The sequence below is a fragment of the Orrella sp. JC864 genome (assembly GCF_037026685.1).
Classification (GTDB): domain Bacteria; phylum Pseudomonadota; class Gammaproteobacteria; order Burkholderiales; family Burkholderiaceae_B; genus Orrella.
Genome location: NZ_JBANET010000013.1, coordinates 37,802 through 50,274 on the forward strand (window position 1 = coordinate 37,802; position 12,473 = coordinate 50,274).

The 12,473-nt window shown below is 68.3% G+C and carries 13 protein-coding genes; 8 read left to right on the top strand and 5 right to left on the bottom strand.

Going from position 1 to position 12,473, the window contains the following annotated elements; translation table 11 throughout:
* Complete coding sequence (locus V8Z80_RS12950) at positions 1-1,224, top strand: oxamate carbamoyltransferase subunit AllG family protein (protein ID WP_155195508.1); 1,224 nt, start codon at positions 1-3, stop codon at positions 1,222-1,224.
* Between the two features lie 37 nt (positions 1,225-1,261).
* On the opposite strand, the gene V8Z80_RS12955 is transcribed toward V8Z80_RS12950, so the two are convergent.
* Together V8Z80_RS12955 and V8Z80_RS12960 are read right to left on the bottom strand one after the other, a co-directional pair.
* Positions 1,262-1,996: a phosphoribosyltransferase gene (locus V8Z80_RS12955; RefSeq protein WP_336062239.1), complete on the bottom strand. Its 735-nt coding sequence runs from the start codon at positions 1,994-1,996 to the stop codon at positions 1,262-1,264.
* Positions 1,993-2,505 carry a MarR family winged helix-turn-helix transcriptional regulator gene (locus tag V8Z80_RS12960; RefSeq protein WP_155195506.1) on the bottom strand — a complete coding sequence of 171 codons (513 nt, stop codon included), beginning with the start codon at positions 2,503-2,505 and terminating at the stop codon, positions 1,993-1,995. The genes V8Z80_RS12955 and V8Z80_RS12960 overlap by 4 nt, the downstream gene beginning before the upstream one ends.
* A gap of 420 nt (positions 2,506-2,925) precedes the next feature.
* Here V8Z80_RS12960 and rpsL point away from each other — a divergent pair, with 420 nt between their 5' ends.
* The 5 genes from rpsL (at position 2,926) to rpsJ (ending at position 7,759) form a co-directional block, all read left to right on the top strand.
* Complete coding sequence (gene rpsL, locus V8Z80_RS12965; protein WP_067758267.1) at positions 2,926-3,303, top strand: 30S ribosomal protein S12; 378 nt, start codon at positions 2,926-2,928, stop codon at positions 3,301-3,303.
* Between the two features lie 160 nt (positions 3,304-3,463).
* The gene (gene rpsG / locus V8Z80_RS12970) at positions 3,464-3,934 is read left to right on the top strand and encodes a 30S ribosomal protein S7 (RefSeq protein WP_155195505.1); all 471 of its coding nucleotides are present in this window, start codon (positions 3,464-3,466) and stop codon (positions 3,932-3,934) included.
* Between the two features lie 23 nt (positions 3,935-3,957).
* Entirely contained in the window at positions 3,958-6,060 is a 2,103-nt protein-coding gene (gene fusA, locus V8Z80_RS12975) for an elongation factor G (protein WP_336062242.1), read from the top strand.
* Positions 6,061-6,153: 93 nt separating this feature from the next.
* Positions 6,154-7,344, top strand: a complete 1,191-nt coding sequence (gene tuf, locus V8Z80_RS12980; RefSeq protein ID WP_155195503.1) for an elongation factor Tu — start codon at positions 6,154-6,156, stop codon at positions 7,342-7,344.
* Positions 7,345-7,447: 103 nt separating this feature from the next.
* Positions 7,448-7,759 (top strand): 30S ribosomal protein S10, encoded by a 312-nt coding sequence (rpsJ, locus tag V8Z80_RS12985; RefSeq protein ID WP_003806903.1) that lies wholly within the window; start codon positions 7,448-7,450, stop codon positions 7,757-7,759.
* 147 nt (positions 7,760-7,906) lie between these two features.
* Here the strand turns inward: rpsJ and V8Z80_RS12990 are convergent, their stop codons facing one another.
* A complete protein-coding gene (locus tag V8Z80_RS12990; RefSeq protein ID WP_336062284.1) occupies positions 7,907-10,108 on the bottom strand; it encodes a TonB-dependent siderophore receptor in 2,202 nt (733 codons plus the stop codon).
* Between the two features lie 147 nt (positions 10,109-10,255).
* On the opposite strand from V8Z80_RS12990, the gene V8Z80_RS12995 reads away from it, so the two are divergent.
* Together V8Z80_RS12995 and V8Z80_RS13000 are read left to right on the top strand one after the other, a co-directional pair.
* Positions 10,256-11,230, top strand: coding sequence for a helix-turn-helix transcriptional regulator (locus tag V8Z80_RS12995; RefSeq protein ID WP_336062285.1), 975 nt, complete (start codon positions 10,256-10,258; stop codon positions 11,228-11,230).
* Positions 11,231-11,412: 182 nt separating this feature from the next.
* Positions 11,413-11,865, top strand: a complete 453-nt coding sequence (locus tag V8Z80_RS13000) for a type III secretion system chaperone (RefSeq protein WP_336062286.1) — start codon at positions 11,413-11,415, stop codon at positions 11,863-11,865.
* A 50-nt stretch (positions 11,866-11,915) separates the two neighbouring features.
* Here the strand turns inward: V8Z80_RS13000 and V8Z80_RS13005 are convergent, their stop codons facing one another.
* Complete coding sequence (locus V8Z80_RS13005; protein ID WP_155195500.1) at positions 11,916-12,182, bottom strand: EscF/YscF/HrpA family type III secretion system needle major subunit; 267 nt, start codon at positions 12,180-12,182, stop codon at positions 11,916-11,918.
* A 39-nt stretch (positions 12,183-12,221) separates the two neighbouring features.
* Positions 12,222-12,464, bottom strand: a complete 243-nt coding sequence (locus V8Z80_RS13010; protein WP_336062287.1) for a hypothetical protein — start codon at positions 12,462-12,464, stop codon at positions 12,222-12,224.
* Between the last annotated feature and the right edge of the window lie 9 nt (positions 12,465-12,473).

The window sequence follows — 12,473 nt, forward strand, 5'->3', positions numbered from 1 at the left end:
ATGGGTCCGAAGGATCCGGCGGCCGGCGACCCGGCCAAGGCCGCGGCCCTGGCCGCGCTGGCGGCGGTGCGGCCCCATTGGGGCGCCGTGCAGCCGGCGCGCAGCGCCGTGGGCCTGCCCGGGCGCACCTTGCTGCATGCCGGCCCGCCCTATGCCGACGCCGCCCGGCCCGCCGCGCCGGTACTTTCTTCCGCGGCGCTGGCCTGCGTGCACGAAGGCTGGGCCGATTCCATCGAGGCGGCGCTGGCCCTGATCGCCGCGCGCGAGGTAACCCTGGCCCCCGCGCAATCGTATGGCGTGGTATTGCCCCTGGCCGCGGTCGCCGGGCCCGGCACGGCGCTGGTCGGCGTGGCCGACGGCGCAGGCGCCGCGCCGCGCGCCTGGTCCCTGCTGGGCAGCGGCGCCGGCCCGCAGATCCGCTTCGGCACGCGCGACCCGGCCATCCTGCCGCGCCTGCGCTGGCGCGACCAGGAGCTGGCGCCGCGCCTGCATGAGATCGTCTCGGCCGCGCCGGTGGACTTGATCGCGCTGGCGCGCCAGGGGCTGGCCGGCGGCGACGACCTGCATGCCAGCACTGCCGCCGCGCAGGCCGCGCTCGCTGCCCTGCTGGCTCGGGCCCTGCGGCCGGCGGCGCAGCCGGCCGACGCGCGCATCGGCCAGATGCTCGAAGGCTCCCCGCTGTTCTTCCTGACCTTGTGGATGGCGGCCTGCCACCTGATGCTCGATGCCGCCGCCCGGCAGGCGCACGGTTCGGCCTGCGCGCTGGTGGTCGCCCTGGCCGGTAACGGCCGAGACCTGGGCGTGCGGCTGGCGGGCCAGCCCCGGCGCTGGTTCGTCTCGCCGGCGCCCCCGCCGGCGGGCCCGCGCCTGGATCCGGCCGGCATGGCACCGGCCGCTGCGCTGGTGGGCGACAGCGGCGTGATAGACGCGGCGGGTTTCGGCGCCCAGGCGCTGGCACTGGCGCCCGCCGTGCAGCAGGCGCTGGCGCCGTGGCTGCCGCCGGACTGGCGGGAGCGGCCGCAGCGGCTGCTGCAAGGCCCGCATCCCCTGTTCGCCGACCTGGGCCTGCGGGTGGGCGCCGATGCCGCGGCGGGCCTGGCGCCCTTGGCCGCCATCGCCATGGTGGCCGCCGACGGGGCCGGCGGGCTGCTCGGGCGCGGCATCGCGATGCTGGACGACGAGGTGTTCCGCCGCGCCGCGCGCGGCTTGGCCGAGGGGGCCTAGGCGGGCGGCGTTCCGGCCTTGGCCGCGGGGCGCGGCGTTATTCGGGCATCCAGCCGCAAGGCACGCGCCGCAGCCGCGGCGAATCGAAGGCCGCCACCACCGGCAGCGGCGCACCCTGCCGGTCGACCAGGGTCCGGCGCCAGGCCGTGCCCTGGCGCATCGCCACCGCGATGCCCGCGACGTCGGCCCCGCAGCGGGCCAGCAATGTCAGCGCCGATTGCATCGTCTGACCCGTGCTGACGGCGTCGTCCACCACCAGCACCCGTACCCCTTGCAGCCGGGGCGCCAGGTTGGGGTCGACGTAAAGCATCTTCTTGGCCAGCGGCGAGGTCAGCGACTGCACGGGCATGGCCAGTTGATCGTCATACCAATACTTGCGCGAATAGCCGAACGGCACGTAGCGCCCGAACCCCAGCAACTGCGCCACGCGCGGCGCGAACGCCAGCCCCAGCGTGGGCAGGCCCACCACGCAGTCGGCGCCCAGCGGACGGGCCGCCTGAGCCATGAAACCGCACAGCGCATCGATGACTTCGAAGGAAGCATGGTTGGCGATCAGCGAGGCCACGCAACGGTCGGGATCGGCGGGCACGGCGCGCAGCGGCAGGACCAGATAGCGTCCGTCAGGCAGGCGGGCCGGGTAGCCGCGCTGGAATGGCCCTTCCAGGGGCATATCCAGCGTATCCGGGGCCTGCAGCGACTGCCAATAGCCCGCCGTGCAATCGAAAGCCGATGCATCCGGGGCTGGACGGGAGTCGGACGTGGCGGCGTTCATGGCAGGCGAAACGGCACGTTGCCCACGTCGTTGTTGGCTTCCAACAGCCGGATCAGCAGCAGCATCAGGCGGTCGCGGTCCTCGGGTGGCAAGGGGGCGATGGTGCGGTCGTGGGCCCGCTGCACCGCCTGGGCCATGCGCTCGACCAGCTGCTGGCCGCGCCGCGCCAGCTTGACCAGCCGCACCCGCCCGTCCTTGGGGCTCTGGCGCCGGCGCACCAGGGCGCGCCCTTCCAGCCGCTGGATCACCTCGGCGACGGTGGTGCGCTCCAGGCCCACCTCCAGCGCGATGCTGATCTGGTCCATTTCGCCGTGCTCGGCCAGGGCGGTCAGCACGCTGTATTGCACCGGCGTGATGCCGAATCCGGCCGTCTCTTCCAGGAAAAGCGAGCCGTGGATCTGGTGCAGGCGGCGGATCAGGAAGCCCGGACGCCCGAGCAGGGCGGATTTTTCGGCGGCGGCGGCCAGCTCGGCCTGCAGGCTGGACGAAGAGGAAGGCAGAACGGTCATGGGGTGCGCCGCGGAGGCGATGCGTAGGCGAAGATGGCGATTCTAACCCTGGATACGGGGTATGCCCCGCTTTGCCGCGGCGGGCGCGCCGGCCCGGGCGGCCCGGCGCCGCGCCGGCATGCCTATCGGGGACGCACCGGCGGCGGCGCGGCTGGGCCTGGACGAGTCGCCGATATTGACGGACTGGCGCGGATAACGGTACACTGGCGAGCTTAGCGAAATTTTGCGGAAAGAGCCTGGGCCTATTTCCGCATGGAGTTTGCAAGACCGCTCTTTGTCGGCCGGCCGGTTTTTTCCCGGGTTGCCGTATCCAGGTGGCGGTTTTGCGTGAAACCGCCCAGGAACGGAACTGTCATTGTCATGTTCGCGACGTAGACTCTCGCGGCTTGCCGATGTCGACAACAGGGAACATTTAAGGTCATGCCTACTATCAGCCAACTCGTGCGCAAGCCGCGCGAAGTCAGCCAGGCCAAGAGCAAGAGCCCCGCGCTCGAAAATTGCCCTCAGCGCCGCGGCGTGTGCACGCGCGTGTACACCACCACCCCCAAGAAGCCGAACTCCGCCTTGCGCAAGGTCGCCAAGGTGCGCCTGACCAACGGCTTCGAAGTCATCTCCTACATCGGCGGCGAAGGCCACAACCTGCAGGAGCACTCGGTCGTGCTGGTGCGCGGCGGCCGTGTGAAGGACCTGCCCGGCGTGCGCTATCACATCGTGCGCGGCTCGCTGGACCTGCAAGGCGTGAAAGACCGCAAGCAGGCGCGTTCCAAGTACGGCGCCAAGCGCCCGAAGAAGGCCTAAGACCATCCCGTACCCGATTTACCGCTGCCGGCCGGTCCGGACAGCGTGGTGCGACCGCCCAGGGCTCCCGGGTCCAGGCGGAACTAAGGGGTCGCTTGTTTAAGCGGCCATGGCCGTGCGAATGGCACGGTTCAACTGAACAGACACTAAGGAAGCAAAAATGCCCCGTCGTCGCGAAGTTCCCAAGCGCGAGATCCTGCCCGATCCCAAGTTCGGCAGCGTCGAACTCGCCAAATTCATGAACGTTGTCATGCTGTCCGGCAAGAAAGCCGTGGCCGAGCGTATTGTCTACGGTGCGCTCGACCAGATCCAGGCCAAGACCGGCAAGGAGCCGATCGAGGTCTTCAACCTGGCCATCAACAACATCAAGCCGCTGGTCGAGGTCAAGAGCCGCCGCGTGGGCGGCGCCAACTACCAGGTGCCGGTCGAGGTGCGCCCCGTGCGCCGCCTGGCCCTGGCCATGCGCTGGCTGCGCGAAGCCGCCAAGAAGCGCGGCGAAAAATCCATGGATCTGCGGCTGGCCGGTGAAATCATCGACGCCTCCGAGAACCGTGGCGCTGCAATGAAAAAGCGTGAAGACACGCACAAGATGGCCGAAGCCAACAAGGCGTTCAGCCATTTCCGCTGGTAAGCAGGTAATTTAAGGACACCCAAATGGCCCGCAAAACTCCGATCGAGCGCTACCGCAACATCGGTATCTCTGCGCACATCGATGCAGGGAAGACCACCACGACCGAGCGCATCCTGTTCTACACCGGCGTCAATCACAAGATTGGCGAGGTGCATGATGGCGCAGCCACCATGGACTGGATGGAGCAGGAGCAGGAGCGTGGCATCACCATCACGTCTGCTGCCACGACGGCGTTCTGGCGCGGCATGGGTGGCAACTACCCCGAGCACCGCATCAACATCATCGACACCCCGGGACACGTGGACTTCACCATCGAGGTGGAGCGTTCGATGCGCGTGCTCGACGGCGCCTGCATGGTCTATTGCGCCGTGGGCGGCGTGCAGCCCCAGTCCGAGACGGTGTGGCGCCAGGCCAACAAGTACGGCGTGCCGCGCCTGGCCTTCGTCAACAAGATGGACCGTACCGGCGCCAACTTCTACAAGGTCTACGAGCAGCTGCGCACCCGCCTGAAGGCCAACCCGGTGCCCATCGTCCTGCCGATCGGCGCCGAGGAAAACTTCAAGGGCGTGATCGACCTGATCAAGATGAAGGCCATCCTGTGGGACGAGGCCAGCCAGGGTACCAAGTTCGACTACGCCGACATCCCGGCCGAGCTGCAGGCCCAGGCCGACGAGTGGCGCGAGAAGCTGGTCGAGGCCGCCGCCGAGTCGTCCGAGGAGTTGATGAACAAGTACCTGGAAGGCAACACGCTTTCCGAGGAAGAAATCAACAAGGCCCTGCGCGCGCGTACCATCGCCGGCGAGATCCAGCCCATGCTGTGCGGCACCGCCTTCAAGAACAAGGGCGTGCAGCGCATGCTGGACGCGGTCATCGACTACCTGCCCTCGCCGGTGGACATCCCGCCGGTCGAAGGCGAGACCGATGACGGCCAGCCCGCGACCCGCAAGGCCGAAGACACCGAGAAGTTCTCGGCGCTGGCGTTCAAGCTGATGACCGACCCGTTCGTCGGCCAGCTGACCTTCGTGCGCGTGTATTCGGGCGTGCTCAAGTCGGGCGACACCGTCTACAACCCCATCAAGGGCAAGAAGGAGCGCATCGGCCGCATCCTGCAGATGCACGCGAACAACCGCGAGGAAATCAAGGAAGTTCTGGCCGGCGACATCGCCGCCGTGGTGGGCCTGAAGGACGTGACGACCGGCGAGACGCTGTGCGATGTCGATTCGCACATCATGCTCGAGCGCATGGAGTTCCCCGAGCCCGTCATCTCGCAGGCCGTCGAGCCCAAGACCAAGTCCGACCAGGAGAAGATGGGCCTGGCGCTGTCGCGCCTGGCGGCCGAGGATCCCTCGTTCCGCGTGCGCACCGACGAAGAGTCGGGCCAGACCATCATTTCGGGCATGGGCGAGCTGCACCTGGAGATCATCGTCGATCGCATGAAGCGTGAATTCAACGTGGAAGCGAACGTCGGCAAGCCCCAGGTGGCCTACCGCGAGACCATCCGCAAGACCTGCGAGGAAGTCGAAGGCAAGTTCGTCAAGCAGTCGGGCGGCCGCGGCCAGTACGGCCACGTGGTGCTCAAGCTCGAACCGCTCGAGCCGGGCGGCGGCTACGAATTCGTCGACGCCATCAAGGGCGGCGTGGTGCCCCGCGAGTTCATCCCCGCGGTGGACAAGGGCATCCAGGAAACCCTGCCGGCCGGCGTGCTGGCGGGCTACCCGGTGGTCGACGTCAAGGTGACGCTGTTCTTCGGTTCGTACCACGACGTGGACTCGAACGAAAACGCGTTCAAGATGGCCGGTTCGATGGCCTTCAAGGAAGGCATGCGCCGTGCCAGCCCCGTGCTGCTCGAGCCCATGATGGCCGTGGAAGTCGAAACGCCGGAAGACTATGCCGGCACCGTGATGGGCGACCTGTCCTCGCGGCGCGGCATGGTCCAGGGCATGGACGACATGGTCGGCGGCGGCAAGGTCATCAAGGCGGAGGTGCCGCTGGCCGAGATGTTCGGCTACGCCACCAACCTGCGTTCGTTGACCCAGGGCCGCGCGACCTACACGATGGAGTTCAAGCACTACGCCGAAGCGCCGAAGAACGTCGCCGACGAAATCATCAGCGCCCGCTCCAAGTAATGCAGCATCCGCGCCGGCCGCGATGGCCGGCGCGACATCCAGACTTTCGATTCAATCGTTAAACAGTTTCCTTGCTAGATATAGGGATAGATCATGGCAAAAGGCAAGTTTGAGCGTACCAAGCCGCACGTGAACGTGGGTACGATTGGTCACGTTGACCACGGCAAAACGACGTTGACGGCTGCGATCACGACGGTGCTGTCGACCAAGTTCGGCGGAGAGGCCAAGGGTTACGACCAGATCGACGCGGCGCCCGAAGAGAAGGCGCGCGGCATCACGATCAACACGGCGCACGTGGAGTACGAGACCGAGTCGCGGCACTACGCGCACGTGGACTGCCCGGGCCACGCGGACTATGTGAAGAACATGATCACGGGTGCGGCGCAGATGGACGGGGCGATCCTGGTGGTTTCGGCCGCCGACGGCCCGATGCCGCAGACGCGCGAGCACATTCTGCTCTCGCGCCAGGTTGGCGTGCCGTACATCATCGTGTTCCTGAACAAGGCCGACATGGTCGATGACGCCGAGCTGCTCGAGCTGGTGGAAATGGAAGTTCGCGAGCTGCTGTCCAAGTACGATTTTCCGGGCGATGACACGCCGATCGTCAAGGGTTCGGCCAAGCTGGCGCTCGAGGGCGACAAGGGCGAGCTGGGCGAGCAGGCGATCCTGAAGCTGGCCGAGGCGCTGGACACGTACATTCCCACGCCCGAGCGTGCGGTCGACGGCACGTTCCTGATGCCTGTGGAAGACGTGTTCTCGATCTCGGGTCGCGGCACGGTGGTCACGGGGCGTGTGGAGCGCGGCGTGATCAAGGTGGGCGAGGAAATCGAGATCGTGGGCATCCGTCCGACGGTCAAGACGACCTGCACGGGCGTGGAAATGTTCCGCAAGCTGCTGGACCAGGGCCAGGCCGGGGACAACGTGGGCATTTTGCTGCGCGGCACCAAGCGCGAGGACGTCGAGCGCGGCCAGGTGCTGGCCAAGCCCGGCTCGATCAACCCGCACACGGACTTCACGGCCGAGGTGTACATCCTGTCCAAGGAAGAAGGCGGCCGCCACACGCCGTTTTTCAACGGCTATCGTCCGCAGTTCTACTTCCGCACGACGGACGTGACGGGCACGATCGAGCTGCCGGCCGACAAGGAGATGGTGCTGCCGGGCGATAACGTGTCGATGACGGTCAAGCTGCTGGCGCCGATCGCCATGGAAGAAGGCCTGCGTTTCGCCATCCGCGAAGGCGGCCGTACCGTGGGCGCCGGCGTGGTCGCCAAGATCCTCAAGTAAGACCGGCGCGCGCGCCGCGGCCCGCGGGCTCGGCGCGCACCGCCCGCGGCGGGCCGGAAATGTCTCCTGCCCGCGTTGCAATTTCGTTCTTTAGGAATACGTCATGAAAAACCAGAAGATCCGCATCCGCCTCAAGGCGTTCGACTACAAGCTGATCGATCAATCGGCAGCCGAGATCGTCGATACCGCCAAGCGTACCGGTGCGGTCGTCCGTGGTCCCGTTCCGCTGCCCACGCGCATCCGCCGCTACGACGTGCTGCGCTCGCCGCACGTGAACAAGACCTCGCGCGACCAGTTCGAAATCCGTACGCACCAGCGTCTGATGGACATCGTCGATCCCACCGACAAGACCGTCGACGCGCTGATGCGTCTGGATCTGCCGGCTGGCGTGGACGTCGAGATCGCGCTGCAGTAAGCGGCGCAGCATCTTGCCGGGCCTCTTGTTGGCCCCGGCCCGACGGCGGGCCCCTTGCGGGGTCCGCCGTTGTCGTTTGCGGGCCTGCTGCCGCGCCGGCCGCCCGCAAGCCCGGGTCCCGCGGCCTTGCCCATTACCGCGATACCGTTACCAGCGATAGCGCGCGCTGGCCATCACCGTGCGCTCGGCGCCCCAATAGCAGCTCACGGGGCCCAGGCAAGTGGTGACGTACTTCTTGTCGAACAGGTTGCTCGCGTTCAGGGCGAGCTCTGCGCCGCGCCAGCCGGGATTGGCGCGCGACAGGTCGAATCGCAAGGCGGCGTCGACCAGCGTCACGGCCCCGATGGCATAACGGTTGGCGTTGTCGCCGTAGGTGCTGCCGCGATAGCTGACGCCCAGCCCCGCGCCCAGGCCGGCCAGCGGTCCATCCGTCAAGGTCTTGTCCAGCCACAGGCTCGCCTGGTGGCGCGGCACGAATTGCAGGGCATTGCCGACCTGGCCCGTCGTGTCGCCCGGGTTGGTGCGCAGGATCCTGCTTTGCGTGTAGGCATAGGATGCCGTCACCGCCCAGCCCGCGTCGAGGCTGGCCTTGCCTTCCAGTTCCACGCCGCGCAGCCGCACTTTGCCCGTCTGCACGCTGAAGCTCGTGTTCACCGGATCGGGCGCGCTGACATTCTTCTGCTCCAGCTGGAACGCCGCGGCCGATGCCACGATGGCCTGGCCGGGAGAGACGTATTTGAGGCCGGCCTCCCACTGCTGGCCGGTGGTCGGCGAGAAGGTGGCGCCCTGGCGGTCGGTGCCCATGACCGGCTGGAACGACGTTGAATAACTGGCATAGGGCGTAAAGCCGCCGTCCAGCTGGTACGCCAGGCCCACGCGGCCGGTGAAGCGGCCCGGGTCGGTCTTGACGCGGCTCCAGCCATTGCCGGCGGCCCGCCAGGTGCGGGTGGATGCGTCCGTGCGGTCGTAGCGGCCGGCCAGCGTCAGCTGCCAGCGTTCATAGGAAACCAGGTTCTGCGCATAGAGGCCCATCTGCTCGCGCCGTTGCCGGATCTTCAGCGCGGCGGGCGGCGAGGCGATGGGGCCGATGTCGTAGACAGGCCGTTGCAGGTCGAACAGCGGATAGGCGGGCGGGGTAAACAGCGTCAGGGCCGATTCCTCGAAGCGTGCGTCCTCCTGGAGGTAGTCCATGCCCAGCAGCAAGGCATGCGAAACCGCACCCGTTTGCAGCCGAAGGTCCAGCTGGTTGTCCAGCTGCACCACGCGCGAACGTTCGGGAAAGCGCCAGGCATAGCGCACGGCGCCGGTCTCGGTGGGCATCAGGCCGATCTGCACGCGCCGGGTGTCGGTATCCACCTCGCTGTAGCGCGCCGTCTGCCTGAAGCTGGCCCGGTCGCTGAAGCGATGATCCAGCGTATAGCCGACCAGCAGCTGTTCATTGTGGAAGCGATCGAAGTGCGGATCGCCGACGTAGCGCTCGCGGGGGATGTCGCCGGCCGCCGCGCGCCACAAGGTTCCATTGACCGGCAAGGCGGGCGCGCCGCCGCCGCCGCGCGCGTGTGTTCGCTGGTACTGCGCCGACAGGTTCAGGCTGGTGTCGGCCGAGAAGCGCCATGTCAGGCTGGGCGCGAAAAAGTACTTGTCATCGGTGATCCTGTCGAAGGACGCATTGCTTTCCTGGACCAGGGCGGTCAAACGGTACAGCAGGCGGCCCTGGGCATCGGCCGGGCCGCCGAGGTCGATGCCGCCCCGGTAGCGATCGAAGCTGCCGCCCTGCACCATCACCTCGCGCAAGGGCTCGGCGGTGGGCCGCTTGCTTGTCATGGCCACCGTGCCGCCCGGCGAGGCCTGCCCGTACAGGCCCGAGGATGGGCCCTTGAGCACCTCGATGCGTTCCAGCGCATACGTGTCCAGCCGCGGCTGCGAATAGCCGCGGGCGCCGAAGGGCAGCAGCAAGCCGTCCAGGTAGCGTCCGGGCGTGAAGCCGCGCACGGTCAGCCAGTCGTGGCGCGCGTCGGTGTCGCCATACTGCGTCGTCACGCCGGGCGTGTAGCGCAATGCCTGCGCGACCGACGTCGAGCCTTGCCGCTCCATCTCCGTGCGCGTCACGACGTTGACGGTCTGCGGCGTGGAAGACAGCGGCTGGTCGGTCTTGGCGGCGCTGCGCGAGCGCGTGGCGGCATAGGTATCGCCCAAGGCCGGATCCTGGTCGATGCCGCCCTGCACGGTGACGGGAGCCAGGCGGGCGGGCGCGGCGGGTTGGGCGTGCGCCGCAACGGCGGCGAGCGTTGCCAGGCTGGCGGCCAGCGGGACCAGCCGGCAGCCATGGCGCGGGGAAAGGGATTTCACGTCAAGGTTCTCCATGCAAAAATAACGAGAATGATTTGCATTGGCGGGTATCATTCCAGAACGTCTGCTTGCCGTCTGGCGGTTTTCCTTCACCCTTGAGCGGTTTTTCTTCAACCCTTGCACGATTTCGCGCCAGCCTCCTCGCCCATGCAAAGCCTGCCTGCCCTGGCGAGCCGCTACGATGCGCCCCGCCTGGCGCATGAGTGGTGGCGTTCGACGCTGCCCACGGTGCCGGCCACGGCGCAGTGGGAGACCGTGCTGCAAGGCGTGGAGCGGGTGGCCGCGGACGTGAGCCTGGTCCGGATCGCGGGCGCGCCGGCGCATGACCTGTACATTCCCTCGCCCGGCACCGCCATGCTGGGCCTGCAGATCTGCCTGCGGGGCGCGTTCGACGTGCAGTTTGGCGCGCTGGCGCCCCGGCGCGTGCACGCGGGGCAGGCCTATCTATTCCACTACGCCGAACCGGCGGATGGATTGTGGCGGCTGCCCGCAGGCGGCCTCTTGCAGATGGTGGACATCCGGTTCACGCCGGCAGCCTTGGCCCACTGGGGACGGGCCGATCTCGTGGCGACGCTGCATGCCGTGCTCGGCCGCGAGAAAAGGACCGAGATGGCGGCGGCCTGCCTGCCCGCCGGCCCGTCCTTGCGCGAGGTCTCGCAGGCGCTGTTGCGTAGCCCGCCCTTGCGCGATGGGGGGCTGCGCCAGGCCTGGCAGGCGGCGCGTATCCAGGAGGCCCTGGTGTGGTGCCTGGACGCGCTGGGCGAGCACAGGCCCGTCTGTGCGCGCGATGCGGCGCTGCAAGCGGCCGTGGCCGAGGCGGCCGCACGCATCGCCGATGCGTGCGCGCTGCCTTGGACGGCCGCGCGGCTGGCCCGCGAGGTGGGCCTGTCCGAACGCGCCCTGCAGCGGGGCTTTCAGGCGTGTTTCGGAATGTCGGTGCATGGCCGCCTGCACGAAATGCGGCTGGCCCTGGCCGCTGCCCGGCTGGACGCAGGGGCGTCGGTGACGCGTGCGGCCGGGGACGCGGGGTTCTCCAGCCACAGCCACTTCACGAAGGCGTTCCAGCGGCGTTACGGCATCGCCCCGCGGCTTTGGCGCCAGCGGGGCTATTTGGAGGGCTGAAAGCCCGCGGCCCGCAGCAGTCCTTGCGTGGGATCCTGGGGCGTGCGCGGCAGCGCGGCCGCATCCAGGCGGCGGGGCCGCACCTTTTGCTCGTTTTGCCGCCAATGTAGCCGGGAAATCCGCCGATTGCCGGCTTGCGCCTGCCTTACACTAGCGGCTCGCCCACTCCGCCCTGACGACCGGTGTCCGATTCCGCCTTCGACCATCTCGTGCGCGACCTCGGCCTGGCCCTGGGCATGGCCGGCTTGCGGCCGGCCGAAGGCGGGCAGGTGTGCCAGCTGGTCTTCGACGCCCGCCATGTGCTGCAGGTGGTGCATGTGCCTGCCCGGGCGCAGGTGCTGCTGTCCTGCCAGCTGGACGCGGTCTGCCTGGGCGCGGCCCAGGCGCAGCTGATGGCCCGCGCCAATTTCATGCAGGCCGGCGCAGGCGCCGTGCTGTGCGCCGGCAGCAACGGCCGGGTCTACCTGCAATGCGCGCTGCCCATGGCACAGGCCCGCGCGGCTTCGCTGCTGGCTTGCATCGAATCGCTGCTGGACCAGGCCGAGGCCTGGCAGGCCCGGCTGGCGCGCGAGGCGCCCCCCGGCGGGCAGCCCCCCCTGCGGCCCGATCCGGCCATGTTCCTGCAATCGGTGTAAGGGTGTAGGGCGCCCGCCGGCCGCGCGGGCGGGCCGCCCGCGCGATGCGTTCAGCTCGCCTTCTGGATCACGCTCTTGAGCGAATCGGCGATCTGCTTGGTGATGGTGCCCTGGATCTCGATCAGCATGCTCCATTGCTGGATCTGCTGCTGCATGCGCAGCATGTCGGCCTGCGAGACCTGCCCGTCGGCGTTGGTGCCGATGCTCGAGAGCGTCTGGTTGAGCCGGGTTTCCTGCGTGCGCAGGCTGTTGTAGATGCTGTTGTTCAGGTTGTTGAAGTTCAGGCTCGACGAGCCGGTCAGTCCGTTCAAGGCCATGGCGGTCTCCGTGATGGCGGCGGGAAAGTGGTTTATCGGTCAGCCCGGCGCGGCCGGGCCGGCCGTGGCAACCGGGTAGCCGGACAGGAATTCGCGGGCGGCGGCGGCCGCATCGGCGGCGGCGGCCCAGTCGGGGTATTCGGCGCGCGGCAGGCCGGCTGCCATGCGCTGGCGCAGACGGGTTTCCAGGGCTTGCAGGCGCTCGAGCAGGACCGTCCGTTCGGCGGGGCCTTGCGGGCCGGCCAGGCGTTCCTGCAAGTCGGTCAGGGCGATGGATGTCATGGCTGGGGG